A 19,199-nucleotide genomic window follows, 5' to 3' on the forward strand; every position below is an offset into this window, starting at 1 on the left:
ATGACGGTGGACGGAACCATATTCCTGGTGGACGACGACTCCCAGCTGCGCAAGGCGATGGTGCAGACGCTGGAACTCGATGGATTGCCGGTCACGTCGTTTGCCCGCGCAGAACAGGCGCTTGCGGCTTTGAACGAGGATTTCGACGGTGTCGTCATCACCGATGTGCGAATGCCCGGCATGACCGGGCTCGAATTTTTCGACCATGTCCGCAAGATCGATGCCGATCTGCCGGTCATCCTCATCACCGGCCATGGCGATGTGCCGATGGCGGTCGATGCGCTTCACAATGGCGCCTATGATTTCATCGCCAAGCCATTTCCCGCCGAACGCATGGTGGAAAGCGCCCGGCGGGCGTTGGAAAAACGCCGCCTCGTGCTGGAAAACCGGGCGCTTCGCCGGGCGGGGGCCCAAGCGGAGGACGATCTGCCGCTGATCGGCCAGACGCCCGCCATGGAGCGCCTGCGCACCACGCTGCGGCACATTGCCGATACGGATGTAGATGTGCTGGTGGCTGGCGAGACGGGCAGCGGCAAGGAAGTGGTGGCGACGGTCCTTCACCGCTGGAGCAAGAAGCGGTCCAAGGGCAATTTCGTGGCTTTGAATTGCGGTGCGCTGCCGGAAACGGTGATCGAAAGCGAGCTCTTCGGCCATGAGCCGGGGGCTTTCACCGGCGCGCAGAAAAAGCGCGTCGGCCGCATCGAACATTCGAGTGGCGGCACCCTGTTTCTGGACGAAATCGAGAGCATGCCGCTTGCGGTGCAGGTGAAGATGCTGCGTGTGCTGGAAATGCGCGAGGTTTCTCCGCTTGGGTCGAATGAGGAGCGGCCGGTCGATATTCGCGTGGTCGCGGCGGCCAAGGTCGATCTTGGCGATCCTGCCGAACGCGGCACGTTTCGCGAGGACCTCTATTACCGGCTGAATGTGGTGACGCTGTCCATTCCGCCGCTGCGCGAACGCAAGGCGGATATTCCGCTCTTGTTTTCCCATTTCGTCACCAAGGCAGCCAACCGTTTCAACATGGCGGTGCCGCAGATCAGCGCCGGCATTTCCCGCCGCCTCAATGATCACGACTGGCCGGGCAATGTGCGCGAACTCGGCCATTTCGCCGAAAGGGTGGTTCTGGGGCTGGAGACGGAACCAGCGGAGGCGCCCGCATTACGATCCGCGATCCCCGCCTCTGGTACCCTGCCGGAACGCATGGACGAGATCGAGGCGCGCATCATCCGCGAAACGCTGGAACAATCGAATGGCGACGTGGCGGAGACTATCGCCATGCTCGGCATCGCCCGCAAGACCTTTTACGACAAGCTGCAGCGCCACGGCATCAACCGGGCGGATTATGTGAGGAGCGGCACGGCGTAAGTTGGCGCGGAGCGCGCATGGAAAAGCCGCGGACGTTTCCATCCGCGGCCTGACAATAACGGTAATAACCGTGTTGAAGGTCTTCCCGATCAACCCGCGACGCAGAAATGGCGCTGGCCGTCATAATCCGTATAGGTGCCGGTGCGGGTGTTGAAGCTCCGGTAACGCTGCGAGCAATAGTCGTACCAGGCGTTTGTCCAGGGCTCGATGGTGCGATAGGTGCGGCGCTGGTTGTAGACCGGGCGGCTGTCGTAAACCGGCTGGGCGCGATAGACGGGTGCCGGGCGGTAAACCGGCTGCGGTGCTGCGCGATAATAACGGTAATCCGGCTCTTCATCGATATAGCTCGGCTCGTCGACATAGACGCGCTCATCGTAGGCCGGCGCCGGACGCGACATTGCGGAGCCGACGGCGACACCGGCGGCAAGGCCGAGCACGCCACCCAGAATGGCGGCATCGCGACGGTCGCGGCGGTCCCAGTCGCCAGCGGATGCGCTGCTCAAGGGAACAATGGTGGCGGCGGCGACGGCGACAGCCAGAACGGTTTTAGCTGCAAAGGACGACATGGTGTGTTCTTCCATACAGGTGGCAGGGCGCTGCCAGTTGCAAATTCGATGGTTAAGGAAATACAGCCCGGCTGCTGAACGGGCGCTGAATGAATTGTGGCAGACCGGCGGCGGCCCGCAATTCCTGTTTGCGCGCGACGCACTTCGCGCTAGAACTCAAGAACAAACAGGACGCACCGATGAGCCTTTCCCAGATAACCGTCAATTCCGACACCTCGCATGAAGACCGTGCCCAGGCCATTCGCGATACGCTGCGTGACGCCATTGTCGACCGGCGGCTGGCGCCGGGAACCAAACTGTCGGAATCGGAAGTGGGAACGCTGTTCGATGTCAGCCGTACGGTGGTGCGCGCCGCACTTCAGATGCTGGCCTATGAGGGGCTGGTGAAGGCCGAACGCAACCGGGGCGCCTTCGTCTCCAATCCCACGCCGGATGAAGCGCGGCAGGTGTTCGCTTCGCGCCGGCTGATCGAACCCGGCGTCGTGGATGCCGCAATCGAAAAAATCACGCCGGCGGCGGTGAAGCGGCTGCGTGAACATCTGGTGCAGGAAAGCCGCCACCAGCATGAGCGCGGCCCGAGCGCCAGACGCGCGGAAATCAAGGCATCGGGCGATTTCCACCTGATGCTGGCCTCGCTTGCCGGCAACGCCATTCTGGAAAAATTCATGGACGAGCTGGTCGCCCGCTCGTCGCTGGTCATTGCGCTTTACGGCCGCTCGGGTGTTTCAAGCTGCGGCCACAACGATCACGCCGATCTCCTGGACGCGCTTGAGGCGAAAGATACGGCAAAGGCGCGTGCGCTGATGTTGCAGCATCTCGACCACATCGAGGCCGATCTCGACCTGCGCATGATGGAAGGTCTGGCGCTGAAGGATGCGCTGGCGCTCTGATTGACCGCCATCCCCGTCGCGGGACGGGAATGGCGGGTTGATTGCGTGTCAGGCGGCGTAACGGCTGATCGCCAGATCGTGCGTGTCGATCTCCGGCTTGTTGCCGCTGATGAGATCGGCAAGCACCCGGGCGGAGCCGCAGGACATGGTCCAGCCAAGCGTGCCGTGGCCGGTGTTGAGATAAAGATTGCTGTAGCGGGTGGCGCCGATGACAGGCGTGCCGTCCGGCGTCATCGGGCGCAGGCCGCACCAGAATTTCGCCTGGGTCTGGTCGCCCGCGCCGCCGAACAGGTCTTCCACCGAATGGGCCAGCGTTTCCTGGCGAGCGGCGGGCAAATCCTTGCTGAAACCGGCGATCTCCGCCATGCCGCCGGCGCGAATGCGTGAGCCGAGGCGGGTAATCGCCACCTTGAACGTTTCGTCCATGACCGTGGAAACGGGTGCGCGCTCCTCTTTCACGATCGGAACCGTGATGGAGTAACCCTTGACCGGGTAAACCGGCAGGGTAAGGCCAAGCTGGCGCACGAATTGCGGCGAATAGCTGCCCAGTGCCGCCACGAAAATATCGGCCTCCACCAGCCCACGGGTGGTCTCCACAGCCTTGACGCGTCCTGCCTCGACGATGGGGCGCATGATGCCGGTGTCGTAAAGGAAGGTAACGCCCGCCTCTTCGGCCATGCGGGCAAGTTCTGTCGTGAACATGAAGCAATCGCCGGTCTCATCGCCGGGCAGGCGCAGGCCGCCGACGATCTTCTCCTTCGAAGGAGAAAGACCGGGTTCGATGGCGGCGCAGCCGTCGCGGTCGAGAATCTCGAAAGGCACGCCGCCTGCCGTCAGCACGTCGACATCCTTGCCGATGGCATCGAACTGCTTCTGGGTGCGGAACACCTCCAGCGTGCCCTGCATGCGCTGGTCATATTCGATGCCGGTTTCTTCACGAAGCGCCATCAGGCAATCGCGGCTATATTCGGCAACGCGCACCATGCGGCTTTTGTTGATGGCGTAACGCGCCGAGGTGCAGTTGCGCAGCATCTGGCTCATCCAGCGCCATGCAGCCGGATCGGCCGTCGGGCGGATGATGAGAGGCGCGTGTTTCATGAACAGCCATTTCATCGCCTTGACCGGAATGCCAGGGGCAGCCCAGGGCGAAGAATAGCCGGGGGAAACCTCGCCGGCATTGGCGAAGCTGGTTTCGAGCGCTGCCGCCGGCTGGCGATCGATCACCGTCACCTTGTGCCCGGCTTTGGCCAGATACCAGGCGGATGTCACGCCGACGACGCCGGCTCCGAGGATAGTGACGTTCATGATCGTCTCACTTGTGATTGACTGATGTTGAAGCGGCTGCCGGGGTTTCTCCCGGTTGAATATAATTACGGCGATAGCGGCGTCCGAGGCCGGTCAGGATTTCATAGGCGATCGTGCCCGCATCCTCGGCGATGTCTTCCAGTGTCTGGTCAGGACCGATCATCTGCACAAGGCTGCCCTGGGTCAATGTTCCCTCGGGCAGGGCGGATATGTCGAGAATGATGCTGTCCATGGAAACGCGGCCCGCAATCGGCAAGCGCACGCCGTTATACCACGTCGCGCCACGATTGCTGAGCGAACGCGGCAGACCGTCAGCGTAACCGGCGGCGATGGTCGCCAGACGCGTGGGCCCGGCCGCTTCGAAGGAGCCGCCGTAACCGACCAGCGAACCGGCGGGAACGGTGCGGGTCTGGATGACGGCCAGATCGAGGCGAACGACCGGCTTCATCGGGTTGGGGCGTGTAACGGAGGGCGCGCCGCCATAAAGCGCGATGCCGGGGCGCAGCAGGTGGTTGTGATAATCATTGCCCAGAAAGATGCCGCCGGAATTCGAAAAACAGACGGGCGCTTCAGGAAAGGCAATGGCGGCTTTGCGCATCACCGCAAGCTGCGCGGCATTGGAGGCATGGTCCGGTTCGTCGGCGCAGGCGAGGTGGCTCATGACGAAGGCGATGTCGATGCCATCGAGCAATTGCGGCCGGGAGGCTAGGATTCCGAGCTCTTCGGGGGAAAGGCCGAGACGGCACATGCCGGTATCGATCTGCACGGCGGCGGTGAGCGTCTTGCCAAGCTTTTTGGCGTGGGCCGACCATTGGGCGATCTGCTCCAGCGAATTCAGAACCGGGGTGATGGCCATGGCGGCGCAGGAGGTCTCATTGCCGGGCTGAAGCCCGTTGAGAACAAAAATCCGCGCTTCTGCCGAAAGTCGCAGTCGCAACGCCAAGGCTTCATCGATATGGGCAACGAAGAAATTGCGGCAACCCGCCTCGAACAGGACCTGTGAGACGATATCCGCGCCGAGACCATAGGCATCGGCCTTCACGACCGCTGCCGTCTGCGATGCGGGCGCCATGGCCGCAAGGGTCAGATAATTGTCGCGCAATGCGCCGAGATCGATGGTTAAATGGCCGCTTGCACCACCGGCGGCCTGCTGGCGGCTGATCTGCATGTCCATGGTCGTTCACCCTCATTTTTATCCCATGAGGGTATTGCAACGATTGTCGAATTTCTTGGCGATTGTTCGAAGAAAATGCGATAGAATTCGCAATGGCGCAATTTTCTTTTGCTGATTGGAATCTTCTATGTCGTCACTCGATGCGACCGACCGCCACATCATCCGCCTGCTTCGGCTCAATGCCCGCATCAGCAATGCGAAACTCGCAGCAGAAGTCGGGCTTTCCGCATCCGCCTGCCTTCGCCGGGTCGATATTCTCGAGCGGGAAGGGATTATCAGGGGATATACGGCGCTGACGAGCGGCCTTGCCGGCGGCGAGGTGATTTCGGTTATCGTGCAGATCACGCTCGACCGCCAGACGGAGGATTTTCTCAACCGTTTTGAAAATGCGGTGCGACGCTATCCGGAAATCCGCGAATGTTATCTGATGACGGGTGGTTCGGATTATTTCCTGCGCTGCGAGGCGGAAAGTGCTGGGGATTTCGAGCGGATTCACAAGGAGATACTGTCGAAGCTGCCGGGGGTTTCGCGCATTCATTCGAGTTTTGCGATCCGGAATGTGTTGGCGACGCCGAAGGCGAGGTAGTCGCATTTTACGAGCGGCAGAATATGCGGCCACCCCCCTCTGTCCTGCCGGACATCTCCCCCTCAAGGGGGGAGATCGGGTGAGGCTTTCGCTCGGACCCACGCAACCATTTCGCCACAGGTGCTATGGCTTGCTAAATATGGAGAGCAGCCCGCTTGTCGATCTCCCCCCTTGTGGGGGAGATGTCCGGCAGGACAGAGGGGGGTAAACCCCAAACTCCGCCCTCTCATCGCTAACCCCACCAACGATAAAAATGATGCACCGGCCCCCGCCCGTGCCCGACAGCAAGGCTCCGCCCGGCATCGAGCGCCCCATTCAGATACTCCTTCGCAAGCCCCACCGCCTCCCGCAACTCACAACCCTTTGCAAAATGAGCCGTAATCGCTGCCGCCAGCGTGCAGCCGGTGCCGTGGTCGTTCTTCGTCTCCACCCGTGGCGCGGAAAGCGCCTGCATGGCGCCATCCGCAAACAGATAATCTGTGCTCTCCGGCCCATCGCCATGGCCGCCCTTGATGAGCACGGCTTTCGCGCCCGCCTTCAGGATCAGCTCCGCCTGGCGGGCGATCTCCGTCTCCGTCTTCGCCATCGAAGTGCCGGTCAACAGCGCCGCTTCCGGCAGGTTCGGTGTAACGATGGTCGCGAGCGGCAGCAAGTCGCGCCGCAATGTCTCGATGGCGTCTTCATGCAGCAGCCTGTCACCGGAGGTCGCTACCATTACCGGGTCCAGCACCACCGGCTGCGATTGCCGCCGAAGCCGTTCCGCGATGGCGGTGATGGTTTCGATCCGCGAGACCATGCCGATCTTCACCGCATTGACGGTAAGATCGGAAAAAACCGCATCCATCTGCGCGATAATGGTGGCGACCGAAATATCCTCGACCGCCGTTACGCCCTTGGTGTTCTGGGCAGTGATGGCGGTGATGACGCTGGCGGCATAGGCGCCGAGCGCGGAGAAGGTCTTGATGTCCGCCTGAATACCCGCGCCGCCGCCGCTGTCGGAGCCGGCAATGGTCAATGCAATGGCTGTCATGGCTGTCTCGCTTTCAGCGTGGCGTCAATTGCGGCGCGGAAGTCCTTGGTTGCGCTGGCAATATCGCCCGCGCGGAAAATGGCGGAAATGACTGCCACACCATCCGCGCCGGCGGCAATGACGGGTGGCACACGGGCAAGATCGATGCCGGCGATAGCGCCGACCGGCATATCCGGCTTCCACTCCTTCAGCAGGGCGCGTAGCGTGGTAAAACCGTCGATACCGACCGGCTTGTCCGGATTGACCTTGGAAACGGTTTCGAACACGCCGCCGATGCAGGCGTAGTCGGCGGGCATGGAGGCCGCCCGTTCGGCATCGGGGCGGTTCTTGACGGTGAGGCCGATGATCGCCTTTTCGCCGAGAATGCGCCTTGCAGTTTTGGCGTCCATGTCGTCAGCGCCGAGATGCACCCCATCAGCGCCCGAGGCGAGGGCCACATCCACCCGGTCGTTGATGACCAGCGGTACGCCGGTGCCGGCGATGGCCTCGTGAATGGCGCGGGCGTTTTCGATCATCTCGCGCGTCGAGCCGTGCTTGTCGCGATATTGCAGAATGGTCGCGCCGTTGAGTGCGGCGGCCAGAGCAAGCTCCGGCAGTGGCGCAACGTCACTAAGGCTCGCATCGACCAGCGCGTTGAGGCGGTAGTCAACCTTGTTCATGCTCTATCCTCGCGTGATTTGTGATGTCCTCACCGGAAATTTCGGAAAGCGCATCCAGAAACGCCGGTTCGAAGGTGCCGGGGCCTCTGGCGTGCTTGGCCGCAAGTTCGGCGGAAACGCCGGTGACGGCAAGGGCGGAGGCCGCCGCCGTCAACGCGTCTTTTTCGACAGCCATGAAGGCGGCGATGACGCCGCCCGAAAGGCACCCTGTTCCGGTCACCTTCGCCATCCACGGATGACCGTTGACGATCCTGACGCTGCGGGTCGTGTCGCTGAGATGATCCACAGGCCCGGTCTCAATCCGTACAGTATCCGGCACATCGCCGATCAGGCTCATTTCGGCATGATTGCCACGCACGATCGTCGGGGAAAGTGCGATGAGTTCGCGCGCGAATTCCAGCCGCGACGGCGAATAATCGCAATGCACGGGGTCGACGATCCACGGCTTGCCGGATGCATTGGCGATTTCGATCGCTAGCCGGATGACCTTGCGCCGCTCGGCATCCAGCGTGCCGAGATTGACGGTCAGCGCATCCGCCTTGGTGACGAAGCTCTCGATTTCCTCCAGCGAGGTGGTCATGGAAGGAATACCGCCAACGACGGTGATGCCGTCTGCGGTGAATTTCTGCACCACGGTGTTCATCAGGCAATGCACGCGCGGGCGCGTCTTGCGCACCCGCTCCAGAATCTCGGCGGCGATTGCCGCTGTCGGAAAAGTCGTGGTCATGGCTGTTGCAGCTCCACGGCGATGTCGTCCGCCGCCGGCGCCTGCTTGATCAGCTGCATCTCCTGCATGAAAGCGCCAAAACGGGCATAGCGGGTGCGATCAAGTGCGGCCGGGCGCTTGGCGAAGCGCGGCAGCGTGTCGAAGAAGGCCTGCTTGTTCAGCGCGTCGTCAAGGTTCGGATAGGCCTTGATGAAAAGCTGCCAAGATTCCTGAGGATGGTTGGTAATGAAGATCGCGGCTTGCTCCACGGCGGAGAGGAAACGCGGCAGGCGGTTGTCTTTCGCGAGATCGCGGTGCGTGACGAAGATCAGCTCGTCATAGGCCGGCACGCCGTGTTCCTCCGGGAAGAAAGAGCGGCCTTCATGTCCCTCAAGCTTCATCTGCGTCAGCTCGAAATTGCGAAAGCCGCCCAGCGTGGCATCCACCTTGCCGGCGATCAGCGACGGCGAGAGCGAGAAATTGACGTTGATGAGTTCGACATCATCCTTCATCAGGCCGTCCTTTTCCAGCATGCGCTTCAGCATCGCATCCTCGAAGCCGGAAACGGAAAAGCCGACCTTCTTGCCCTTCAGGTCTTTCAGGCTCTTGATCGGGCCATCGGCCAGAACGGTGACGGTGTTGAGAGGCGTCTCGACCAGTGTACCGAAACGCACGAGCGGCAGGCCGGCATCGTGATCGAGATAGAGGTTCGGTTGGTAATGCACGCCGATATCGGCCTGTTTCGCCGAGACGAGACGCGGAACGGCGGAGGGGTCTGCGGGCGGAACCAGTTCCACCTCGAGCCCCGCATCGGCAAACAGGCCGCGTTCCTTGGCGATCACCATCGGCGCATGATCGGGGTTCACGAACCATTCGAGCAACACGGTCAGCTTGCCTGCCGCATGCGATTGCATGGGTGAAAGCACGCTTGTTGCCGCGACGACGAGGGAAAGAAGAGTTCGTTTCATGGTGCCGAAAGTCTCCGTAAAGATCTGAAAGGAATGGTGTGTTCTGTTTCCTTGGCCCAGGGGGCCAGATTGGCGGTCGAAAAGTCGACGATGAGCCGCAGCAGCACCGCCATGATGGCGAGAATGGCCATAGCGGCGAACATGGTGTCGGTCTGCATGCGGGCATTGGACTGGATCATCACAAACCCGAGCCCGGCCGATGCGCCCACCCATTCGCCGATGACGGCGCCGAGCGGGGCAAGCGGCGCCGCCACCCTCAAGCCCGAAATCAGCGATGGCAACGCCAGCGGCACACGCAACCGGGTGAGGATCTGCCAGTGGCTCGCCTCAGTCAGCGAGGCGGCGTCGAGGATGGCGCGATCGGTGCGGTTGAGCCCGTCAGTGAAAGCGGAGGCAACGGGGAAGAAGATAATGATCGCCGTCATCACCACTTTCGAGGCCATGCCGAAACCGAACCAGAGGACGAGGATGGGGGCGAGCACGAAGACCGGGAAGGCCTGTAACACCAGAACCATGGGCCAGACGAGGCGGCCGAGGCGCGGGATGGCGGCAATGGTGAAAGCGACGAGAATGCCGGCGGCGATGCCCGCCGCAAGCCCGAGCGCCATTTCACCGAGCGTTACCAGTGCCTGCCCGAACAGGAAGCCCGGCTGGCGCCAGAAAGCGCCGGCAACATCGGCGGGCGATGGCAGGATATAGCGGGGCGGTGAAAACAGCCACGTTCCCGCCTGCCAGAAAACCAGCAGAAGACCGACACCGTTCAGCGCATGGGTGGCACGCATGAGCCGGACCTCAGACGCAGACGCACCGTGTGCGAAGGGCGGAAGGTTTCAGCATCATCATTCGTCTCCAGATATGACAATCCCGGAGATCAGGCAAAGCGGAGAAGAGAAAGGGCAGCGCCTCTTGGCGCGACAGTTCCGTTCCTACGCCGGCATGACCCGGATCAGGTTCAAGGGTCCGGCTCGTCGCCGTCTCAGCACCGTTCGGTGCTCCCCTCGGAAGAGCTTGTTTTGTAGGTCAAGTTTCATAAATGTCAACGTCCCGCCAGTGATCCGTCGTCAGGCGTGATCGTCAATGCCTGAACGGGCTTGCGCTGGTGCGCATCTCCCATTGGCGTATTAGTTATTGAGGAAATTAGATTTATCGAAAATTAGTTATCTCTTGAAACTGCCTTTCAATATTATTCGGCTAACTTTCGCTCCGGGGAAAGGTTCCGGGGGCGAATTTGAAAAACATCTGGCAGGATAAATCGGGAAATTTCGGCATTCTCAGCGCCCTGTTGATGGTGCCGCTGATTGGGGCGGCCGGCGTGGCCCTTGATGTGACGCATGGCATGGCCGTCAAATCGGACCTGCAGATGGCGGCGGATGCTGCGGCGCTTGCTGTGGTTGCCGATACGTCGTCGAGCGTTCACAAGGCAAAGGAAATGTCGGGCGACGGTGTCATTTCGCTTGGCACTGATGAAGCCTCCGCATTCTTTGAAAGCAATGAGCGGGCCAATCCCGATTATAAGCTCCTGTCTCTTGATGTGTCGGTGATCAAACACGGTAACGCCATCGAATCCTCGGTCAGCTTCAAGGCATCGGTCGGCACGACGCTTTCAAGGATACTCGGAGAGGATCTCATTACCGTTTCGGGCAAGGCGACCGCCAAATACGAGACGGAAACATTCAGCGACTTCTATGTCCTTCTGGATAACACCCCCTCGATGGGTGTCGGCGCGACGCCAACCGACGTTGCTACCATGGTTGCCAACACGAGCGACAAATGTGCTTTCGCCTGTCACATCGTGAAAAACGGGGTGGTCGATACGAACAGCTATTACTACAAAGCCAAAAGCCTCGGGGTCACGACGCGCATCAATGTGGTGGCGCAGGCCACGGCAAGCCTGATGGATACGGCAAAGTCCACGCGGAAAAGCAGCAATCAATATCGCATGGCGGTCTATACCTTCGGAGAGAAGGCGGAAGATACGAAGCTGCTCGAAGTGGTTCCCCTGACCTCGGATCTGGCGACCGCGAAGAAAAAAGCGGGCGAAATCGATCTGATGTCCATTCCCTATCAGGGCTATAATAATGACCAGCAGACCGATTTCGACCGGGCGCTGACCCAGATTGGAGACAGGATCGGCTCTTCGGGCACCGGTGCGAGTTCGGCGAGCCCGGAGAAGATCGTCTTCTTCGTGTCAGACGGCGTCGGCGACAGCTACAAGCCATCCTCCTGTACCAAAAAAACGACCAGCGGCCGCTGTCAGGAACCGATCGATATCAAATATTGCACGAAGCTGAAGGAAAAGGGTTTTCGCATCGCCGTGCTTTATACCACCTATCTGCCGCTGCCGACCAATGGCTGGTACAATAGCTGGATCGCGCCCTTTCAGCCGGAAATCGGCGCACGCATGCAGCAATGCGCTTCGCCGGGCCTGTTCTTCGAAGTTAGCCCGTCGCAGGGTATCAGCGATGCGATGACCGCCCTTTTCAAAAAGGCCATCACATCACCCCGCCTGACGGGGTGATGGCAGTGAGGAACTCGGCTATCGTTCAGCCGATGGTGCGAAGCTGTTCAAACAGCGGACGATGGCTGCTATCGGCAGAATAGAATACCGCCGGCTCGCCGAGCGGCGCGTCGACGGTGGCGTTTTGTCCGCCGGGATAATGCGTGCCGCTCCACAGGTGCACCCATTCACCGTCGCCCGGAAGATAGAGCGAGCGTTGCGTTTCGCCCGCTTTCCAGACCGGTGCGACAAGCATGTCCGCCCCGTAGAGATAGCAGTCCTGAATGGTATAGGTCCGCCGATCATTCTCGTAGTGCAGGAAGAGCGGACGCTGCACCGGCAGGCCTGTTCTGGCCGCTTCCGCCGAGAGCGATTTCAGATAAGGGGCCAGCGCGACATAGATGGATGTCATGCGGGCGAAATGGGCAAGAACCGCCTCGTCCTGATCGATCTGGAGATTGTCGCGCGGCCGGTTGCCCTCATGGGTACGCATGACCGGCGTGAAGGCGGCCATCTCCGTCCAGCGCATGATGAGCTCTGCGGTTCTGACATTGCCGAACAGGCTGGTGTAACCGCCAATATCGGAATGGTGATAGGCATTGCCCATGAGGCCGGAGGAGAGCGCCCCGCAGATGACGGTGACCAGACCGTCGTGACGGGAGAAATCGACCGACTGGTCGCCGCCCCAGATGAGCGGGCAATGGGCCTGCACACCGGTGAAGCCGGCCCGCATGAAGAACAGCGCTTCGCCGGTCTTGCCGCGACTTTCGACGGCCTTGGCGTTGACCTCGGCCCAGAGCGTTGGCCAGGCATTGTGCATCAGCTTGGCGTCGACGCCATTGGAAAGCGTGATGTCGATGGGTAGATATTCACCGAAATCGGCCATCCAGCCGGAAAGGCCGAAATCGAGCATGTTCCTGCCGATGATCTCCTCGGCAAACCAGTCGGCGGCGGCCGGATTGGTGAAATCGACCACGCCGCAATCGAACTCGCCGAAATCCACCAGCGCCGTCTTGCCCTCGGCGTCGGTGGCGAAATAACCGGCTTCTTCGGCAACCGGAAAGAGCGGGCCATCGACGCAGAGATAGGGGTTCACATAACCCAGGAAGCGGATGCCCTGATCGGCAAGCTCGGCAATCTTCTGGCGCAGATGCGGATAACGCGTATCATTCGCCTGCCAGTCCCAGAACAGGCGCGCGCCGAAGGATGTCTGGCGCAGACCCACCCAATCTTCGCACCAGAGGCCGGACACCTTCGTTCCGGCCGCGCGGATTTTCTCCAGTCGCGCAAAGGAGTTGACGCCGTCCTTTAACCCGATGATCGCACCATTATAGATCCATTCCGGCAGTTCCGGCTGGCGTCCGAAGCGCAGGGAGAGGGCGGAAACGATGTCGGTAAAAGCGTCGCCGGTGAAGAATTCGATCTTTTCGGGGATGGCCCAGATTTCGATCTCATGGAAATCGCCGTTGCGGAAATCGAAGACCGAATAGGCGCTTGTCTCCACATGGAGGGCGTATCTGCGCGACGACAGGTAAGTCGGCTGCGGGTAGTTGGTGTTGTAATAATCACCGCCCGCCTTGCCGCTGACATCGGACTTGAAGGTGATTTCGGTGGTCTTGTCGCGGCCGACCCCCGGCTCGGAGGTCCAGAGCGGGAAATGCCGGCCGCGCATGTCGAAATAGGACATCTGCTCGCCGCCGCCCCAGACATGCTCATTCGTTTCCGCCACGACGCGCAGCCAGAGGCGGTTGATGGTCTCATCCAGTGCGGTGAGCCGCATCGCATTGCCGTCGAGCGTCAGGCGAAGGCGCGGTGCCTGTCCCTGCGCGGATGAGAGCGTGACGCTGTCGCCGCTGACCTCGGCGTGGCGCAGGGCGGTTCGTTCGATAAGGTAGTCCTCGATATCGAAATTGCCGCGATACATATCCATTCGCTCCTTGCCGAAACCGGCGAAGAAGGCCGGGTTTTCGGATGAATGGGAAAGTATGGTGCGATTGCCTATCGCGAGCGTGAAGCCGTCTTTGGTCGTTTCGAAATGCATGACTGTACCTGTTTAGCCCTTGAGACCGCCGGCGGTGAGGCCGGAGACGACCCGTTCCTGAAAGATGACGATCAGGATCGCGACCGGCACGATGCCAACCACCAGCGCTGCCGAAATGACCGGCCAGGGGAAGGCGAATTCACCCTGATAAAGCTGGATGCCAACGGGAAGCGTGCGGAGCGCCGGATTGGAATTGAAGGACAGCGCCAGCAGGAACTCATCCCAGGCATTCACGAAGGCAAGGATGCCGGCGGTGAAGACGCCCGGCGCGCAGAGCGGCACGACGACCTTGAATAGCGCGCCGATGCGGGTGCAGCCGTCGATCATGGCGGCGTTTTCGAGATCGCGCGGAATGCTTTCGAAGAAGGAGACCAGCATCAGCGTGCAGACCGGCAGCGAAAGCACCGTGTAGGGCAGGATAAGCGCCGTCCAGCTGTTGAGCAGGTTCAGCGCCCGCATGATTTCGAACAGCGGCACCAGAAGCGTCACCAGCGGGAAGGTGGAGACGGCGATGATGAGCGAGAGGATCAGCGCGCGATATTTGAGGTTCAGCCGCGCCAGCGCGTAAGCCGCCAGCACCGAAATCAGGATGGTGAGCGCGGTCGAAAGCAGCGCCACCATGAAGCTGTTGAACAGGAAGAGATGCAGCGGCTGGTCGGAAAAGGCCTGCATGTAATTGGCCAGCGTCGGCGCGTGCGGAAACCAGGTGATCGGCTTGACCGTCAGTTCCGCTTCGGTCTTCAGCGAGGTGAAAAGGATCCAGATCGCCGGAAACAGGCCGTTGACCAAAAGAATGGAGGCCGCGATGAAGCGCAGCGGCTTGCCGGAAAAGAAGGAGGACAGACCGGAATTCGCAACGGTGCTCATGGGATCAGTCCTTCGTCCTGATGATGCGGAGATAAACGGCAGTAACGCACATGGAGAGGGCAAACATCATGACCGCCAAGGCCGAACCGTAACCCAGATCGAGGAAGGAAACGGTGTTCTGGTGGATATACATGGCAAGCGTCGTGGTGGATGTGCCGGGGCCGCCGCCGGTCATCATGTAAGGAATATCAAAGGTCTGCAGCGCCGTGATCGTGCGGAAGATGAGGGCGACGACAATCGAGGGTTTGAGAAGCGGCAGGGTGATTTCGAAGAACTGCCGGATTTTGCCGGCGCCATCCACGTCCGCCGCCTCGTAGAGCGAACGCGGAATGGTCTGCAGGCCGGCGAGGATCATCAGCGCCATGAAGGAGGATGTCTTCCAGATGATCGTCAGGCAGATGGCCGCAAAGGCCCAGTTCGGCGAATTGAACCAGATGATGCCTTCGAAGCCGAAACGGTTGAGCACATCGTTGACGACGCCGTATTCGTAATGGAAGAACCATGCGAAGATGAGGCCGGCGAAGGACAGCGGCAGCGCCCAGGGGATCAGCAGCGAAAGCCGCATCGGCCACTGCATGGAAAAAGGCAGGTTGGCGAGCAGTGCGAGGCCAAGGCCCATGATGAGCGCGCCGGGCACGGTGATCAGCGTTATCAGAACCGTATTCCAGGTCGTTTCCCAGAAGATCGGGTCGTCGAACATCGCCGTATAGTTTTCAAAGCCGATGAATTCCGCCGGCAGGCCCGATGTCAGCGACAGGCTGAAAAACGAGGTATAGACGAGCCGCGCCACCGGATAGACGATGATGAGCGACAGCAGGATTGCCGCCGGCGCCAAGAGAAGCACGGCCAGCGGCCGGTCGCCGAGATCGAGCCACCGCGTCCAGCGCGGCTGCGGTTTCTCGTCCACCCGAACCATGGTTCTTTCCGGCATTGTCACGTCTGCCACTCCCGCAACTGGATTCACGTCGTCGTCTCCCGATCGGACCGGTTCTTATCCGGCCCGTTTATCGCGCCTTTCAGGCGTCCTTATTCCTGTCAGTCGAAGCGGCCGGAAAGGGCATGGCAGGCATGCCGCTTTCCGGCCCAAAGCTTAGCGCAGAACGCGCCGCAGACGGCTTTCCATCTGCTTTGCGCCGTCCTCCGGCGTCATCACGCCGGCGAGCACGCCGTTAACGGTGGTGCGGATTGTCTCGCTGACCTCGTTGTAACGCGGCGTCACGGGGCGGGCCTTGGCGGTCTCGACGACGGGCAGGGCATCCGCGAACCACGGGATCGCCTTGGTCACATCCGCATCCTTGTAGAGAGCGGCATAGGTCGGCAGCAGCGTGGCATTGATGGCCATGAACTTCGAAACATCCTGACCGGAGAGATATTCCACAAGCTTCTTGGCTTCCTCCTGCTGCTTGGAATAGGCCGAAACACCGAATTCCCAGCCGCCGAGGCAGGTCGTCTGCTCGCCGCCCTTGACGGCCGGCAGGCGGGCGACGCCAACCTTGTCATTCACCTGCGATTCCTTGCCCTGGAAATGAGTCCAGGCGTAGGACCAGTTGACGGCGAAGAGAACCTTGCCGGCCTGGAATTCCTTGCGGGTGTCGTCGGTCGCCACTTCCGAAATATTCTTCTTGGAAATGCCTTCATCGACAAAGCTCTTCCAGAGCTTCAGCGAATCCACAGCAGCCTTGTTGTCGAAATTCAGCTTGCCGTTCTCAACCAGCGACTTGCCCTCGCTCCAATAGGGCAGGAGGAAGGTGCAGACCGCGCCTTCGATCGCCTTGCCCTGGAAGGACAGGCCCTGAAGCTCGGGGTTCTTTTCGCCTTCCATCACCTTCTTGGAGGCTTCCTTAAGCTCGTCCCAGGTGGTTGGCGGCTTGATGCCGTATTTGTCGAGCAGGTCCTTACGGTAATAAAGGAACATGGAATCCGCAAAGGCGGGCAGCGCCACGATCTTGCCGTCCACGGTGTTGGCTTCGGCATAGGTCGGCAGATAGGCGGACATGTCCTTGCCGGAGAAATCGCTGGTCCAGCCGGCGGTGGCGAACTGTGCCGGGCGGATGACGTCGAGCATCAGCACGTCAAGGCTCGAATCCTTGGCCGACATCACGGTGTTGAGATATTGCGCCTGCATTTCCGAGGTGTTGCCGCCGGTCTCGATGACCACCTTCACGCCGGGCGTCTTGGCCTCATATTGATCGAGCGCCTTGCGCCACACATCGGGCTGATGCTGGCTGGAAACGAAGATCTTCAGTTCGGCGTCGGCAAAGGCCTGTCCCGAAAAGGCGAGCATGGTTGCGCAGAGCGCGGCACCCATGAGGGCTTTGCCCCCGATAGCTTTGAATGTCATGTGTTCCTCCCGTTATTAAATACTTGGCCGCAGCGTTTCTCGCCCGGCAATCAGTGGATCGAGCGTTCCGTTGCTGCATCGAAAAGATGGACCTTGGACGGATCGACGCCGATCTTCAGTTCCTCATTTGGCGCAGGCCGCAGATGCGGCGGCATGCGTGCGGTCAGCGCCGCATCGCCAAGGCTGAAATGGACGAGCGTGTCCGAGCCCAGCGGTTCCACTACCTGTACTTTGACCGCAAGCTGCGTGTCGAAGCCCTCGACGGGGCCGAAATGTTCCGGACGAATGCCGACGATGACTTCGCGCCCTTCGAGGCCCGTTTCCCGCGATGGCCGGATGGCGGCCATCGGCAGGGCGTTGCCGTCGGAAAATACCAGCCGGTCGCCGTTCACCTTTGCGCGTGCGAAATTCATCGCCGGCGCGCCGACGAAACCACCGACAAACACGCTTTCCGGACGGTTATAGACCTCGTCCGGCGTGCCGACCTGCTCGATATCGCCGCCGCGCAGGATGACGATACGGTCGGCCAGCGTCATGGCCTCCACCTGGTCATGGGTGACATAGATGATGGTCGTGCCGAGCTGCTGGTGCAGCCGCTTGATTTCCGTGCGCACCTGTCCGCGCAGCTTGGCGTCGAGGTTGGAAAGCGGCTCATCGAACAGAAACACCTGCGGGCGGCGCACGATGGCGCGGCCCATGGCCACGCGCTGGCGCTGGCCGCCGGAAAGCTGGCCGGGCCGACGGTCGAGCAGGTGCTCGATGCCCAGCATCTTCGCCGCCTCGTCGATGCTGGCATTGGCCTGCGAGGCGCTGACACCGCGCACCTTCAGGCTGAAACCCATGTTTTCGCGCACCGTCTTGTGCGGATAAAGCGCATAGTCCTGAAAGACCATGGCGATGTCACGCTCGCGCGGCGGCAGCCGGTTGACGACGCGGTCACCGATCTTCACTTCGCCGCCGGTAATGCTTTCAAGCCCGGCGACCATGCGCAGCGTCGTCGATTTGCCGCAACCGGAAGGGCCGACGAACACGACGAATTCGCCATCGTTGATTTCAAGGTCTATGCCCTTGACGATGCGAAGCGCACCGTAACTCTTGTCCAGCTTGCGCAGGCTGACCGAAGCCATATTTTCCTCCTCACGACCGGCGCGTCCAGAATTCGGATGGACGCCATTGCCGGTATCAACCTTCAAGTTCCACGCATCGCATCGTCGAAAATCGATCCCGATTGTCTGGCGATATCGTGGGATGGCGAAACGCCTGTCTCCCTGAGGACGTGATATTACCTTTCAAAAAAAGGAAATCAATAGTGTATCAATTTTATTTCTGACAGAAATCAAAAACTATTAAGTCATTGATTTAAAGAAATATAGTCGCAAAACAGCCTGCGAGACAGGCCGCTGCTTGCTTGCCTCCCGTCAAATTTCTCCGTTCATCTGGATCACGCGAATTTTGCGCAGTCTCAACGTATGCGAGAAACGTATCGCGCAACGCTATGGTCGAACCAGGTCCATGAAACTTCGGCCACCGCACCGTCCTGCGCCTGGCTGAGACGCAACACCCGCGGCACCAGCGCGCCTGATTTCTGACCGAAGACCTCGGGCGTCCATTCCGGTACTTCGCCGAGATCGATGCGATCCTCCGCCTTCGATATCCAGAGGTTGAGGCGGGTGCGGTAATAGAGATAGAGGGATTCCGACATGTTCTCGATGGCGATGGTGTCGACGTAAGAACCGTCCAGCCAGATTTCCTCGATGGCCGCCGGTTTGCCGGCAATGCGCCGCAGGCGACGAATCCTGTGTCCTTCGGTCGATGTGCCGAAAGCGGGCAGGTCGGCAGGCTTGGCAAGGCGTGCCACATCCAGAACCTCCGCCGTCGGCAGGCCGCCGCCCTCGATCAGTTCAAGCCGGAAGAAGGCGTAGACGCTTTGCGGATCGCTGACGGCGCGAATGTAATTGCCCGAGCCCTGCACCCGCTCCAGCAGGCCGCGCTCCTGCAATTCGGCGAGCGACTTGCGAAGCGTGCCAACGGCGATGCCGAGATCGGCCGCCATATCGCGCTCCGGCGCGAGCTTCTCGCCATCGATCAGCCGGCCCGCCGCCACTTCGCGCACCAGCATTTCCGCGATCTGCATATACATTGGCAGGCTGCCGCCAGTGTGTTTCATATGCCGTTTCCTCCCCCGAAACAAAAATTGATACATC

The 19,199-nt window shown here is 60.7% G+C and carries 18 protein-coding genes and 1 riboswitch; of the genes, 4 read left to right on the forward strand and 14 right to left on the reverse strand.

The window, feature by feature from the left end; translation table 11 throughout:
* Positions 1–1,365, forward strand: coding sequence for a sigma-54-dependent transcriptional regulator (locus I3J13_RS12985; RefSeq protein ID WP_196379050.1), 1,365 nt, complete (start codon positions 1–3; stop codon positions 1,363–1,365).
* Between the two features lie 89 nt (positions 1,366–1,454).
* Here the strand turns inward: I3J13_RS12985 and I3J13_RS12990 are convergent, their stop codons facing one another.
* Positions 1,455–1,931, reverse strand: a complete 477-nt coding sequence (locus tag I3J13_RS12990) for a BA14K family protein (protein ID WP_003519917.1) — start codon at positions 1,929–1,931, stop codon at positions 1,455–1,457.
* A gap of 179 nt (positions 1,932–2,110) precedes the next feature.
* Between I3J13_RS12990 and I3J13_RS12995 the strand changes: the two genes are divergently transcribed.
* Complete coding sequence (locus I3J13_RS12995) at positions 2,111–2,821, forward strand: GntR family transcriptional regulator (protein ID WP_003519916.1); 711 nt, start codon at positions 2,111–2,113, stop codon at positions 2,819–2,821.
* Between the two features lie 48 nt (positions 2,822–2,869).
* Here the strand turns inward: I3J13_RS12995 and I3J13_RS13000 are convergent, their stop codons facing one another.
* On the reverse strand, positions 2,870–4,126 hold the full coding sequence (locus tag I3J13_RS13000; RefSeq protein ID WP_065655608.1) for a D-amino acid dehydrogenase: 1,257 nt from the start codon (positions 4,124–4,126) through the stop codon (positions 2,870–2,872).
* Positions 4,127–4,133: 7 nt separating this feature from the next.
* Positions 4,134–5,300 carry an alanine racemase gene (gene alr / locus I3J13_RS13005; protein ID WP_142780429.1) on the reverse strand — a complete coding sequence of 389 codons (1,167 nt, stop codon included), beginning with the start codon at positions 5,298–5,300 and terminating at the stop codon, positions 4,134–4,136.
* 127 nt (positions 5,301–5,427) lie between these two features.
* Between alr and I3J13_RS13010 the strand changes: the two genes are divergently transcribed.
* The gene (locus tag I3J13_RS13010) at positions 5,428–5,886 is read left to right on the forward strand and encodes an Lrp/AsnC family transcriptional regulator (RefSeq protein ID WP_003500727.1); all 459 of its coding nucleotides are present in this window, start codon (positions 5,428–5,430) and stop codon (positions 5,884–5,886) included.
* A gap of 232 nt (positions 5,887–6,118) precedes the next feature.
* On the opposite strand, the gene thiD is transcribed toward I3J13_RS13010, so the two are convergent.
* The 5 genes from thiD to I3J13_RS13035 are packed head-to-tail and all read right to left on the reverse strand — an operon-like array spanning position 6,119 to position 10,031.
* Positions 6,119–6,916, reverse strand: a complete 798-nt coding sequence (thiD, locus tag I3J13_RS13015; protein WP_196379051.1) for a bifunctional hydroxymethylpyrimidine kinase/phosphomethylpyrimidine kinase — start codon at positions 6,914–6,916, stop codon at positions 6,119–6,121.
* Positions 6,913–7,575, reverse strand: coding sequence for a thiamine phosphate synthase (gene thiE, locus I3J13_RS13020; RefSeq protein ID WP_196379052.1), 663 nt, complete (start codon positions 7,573–7,575; stop codon positions 6,913–6,915). Before thiE ends, thiD begins: the two co-directional genes overlap by 4 nt.
* The gene (locus tag I3J13_RS13025) at positions 7,562–8,302 is read right to left on the reverse strand and encodes a hydroxyethylthiazole kinase (RefSeq protein ID WP_196379053.1); all 741 of its coding nucleotides are present in this window, start codon (positions 8,300–8,302) and stop codon (positions 7,562–7,564) included. The genes thiE and I3J13_RS13025 overlap by 14 nt, the downstream gene beginning before the upstream one ends.
* Positions 8,299–9,249, reverse strand: a complete 951-nt coding sequence (locus I3J13_RS13030) for an ABC transporter substrate-binding protein (RefSeq protein WP_196379054.1) — start codon at positions 9,247–9,249, stop codon at positions 8,299–8,301. The genes I3J13_RS13025 and I3J13_RS13030 overlap by 4 nt, the downstream gene beginning before the upstream one ends.
* Complete coding sequence (locus tag I3J13_RS13035; protein ID WP_020810523.1) at positions 9,246–10,031, reverse strand: ABC transporter permease; 786 nt, start codon at positions 10,029–10,031, stop codon at positions 9,246–9,248. Before I3J13_RS13035 ends, I3J13_RS13030 begins: the two co-directional genes overlap by 4 nt.
* Positions 10,032–10,155: 124 nt before the next feature.
* A riboswitch (TPP riboswitch) is annotated at positions 10,156–10,258 on the reverse strand.
* Between the two features lie 219 nt (positions 10,259–10,477).
* On the opposite strand from I3J13_RS13035, the gene I3J13_RS13040 reads away from it, so the two are divergent.
* Entirely contained in the window at positions 10,478–11,767 is a 1,290-nt protein-coding gene (locus tag I3J13_RS13040) for a pilus assembly protein TadG-related protein (protein ID WP_196379055.1), read from the forward strand.
* Positions 11,768–11,792: 25 nt separating this feature from the next.
* On the opposite strand, the gene I3J13_RS13045 is transcribed toward I3J13_RS13040, so the two are convergent.
* The 6 genes from I3J13_RS13045 to I3J13_RS13070 form a co-directional block, all read right to left on the reverse strand.
* Complete coding sequence (locus I3J13_RS13045; protein ID WP_196379056.1) at positions 11,793–13,787, reverse strand: alpha-glucosidase; 1,995 nt, start codon at positions 13,785–13,787, stop codon at positions 11,793–11,795.
* A gap of 12 nt (positions 13,788–13,799) precedes the next feature.
* Positions 13,800–14,654 (reverse strand): carbohydrate ABC transporter permease, encoded by an 855-nt coding sequence (locus I3J13_RS13050; RefSeq protein ID WP_003519886.1) that lies wholly within the window; start codon positions 14,652–14,654, stop codon positions 13,800–13,802.
* 4 nt (positions 14,655–14,658) lie between these two features.
* Positions 14,659–15,570 (reverse strand): carbohydrate ABC transporter permease, encoded by a 912-nt coding sequence (locus I3J13_RS13055; RefSeq protein WP_020810525.1) that lies wholly within the window; start codon positions 15,568–15,570, stop codon positions 14,659–14,661.
* 174 nt (positions 15,571–15,744) lie between these two features.
* Complete coding sequence (locus I3J13_RS13060; protein ID WP_196379057.1) at positions 15,745–16,995, reverse strand: ABC transporter substrate-binding protein; 1,251 nt, start codon at positions 16,993–16,995, stop codon at positions 15,745–15,747.
* A 50-nt stretch (positions 16,996–17,045) separates the two neighbouring features.
* Positions 17,046–18,122, reverse strand: coding sequence for an ABC transporter ATP-binding protein (locus I3J13_RS13065; protein ID WP_196379058.1), 1,077 nt, complete (start codon positions 18,120–18,122; stop codon positions 17,046–17,048).
* A 335-nt stretch (positions 18,123–18,457) separates the two neighbouring features.
* Complete coding sequence (locus I3J13_RS13070) at positions 18,458–19,162, reverse strand: GntR family transcriptional regulator (RefSeq protein ID WP_196379059.1); 705 nt, start codon at positions 19,160–19,162, stop codon at positions 18,458–18,460.
* Positions 19,163–19,199 lie beyond the last annotated feature (37 nt).

It is taken from the genome of Agrobacterium leguminum, assembly GCF_015704895.1.
Lineage (GTDB): Bacteria > Pseudomonadota > Alphaproteobacteria > Rhizobiales > Rhizobiaceae > Agrobacterium > Agrobacterium leguminum.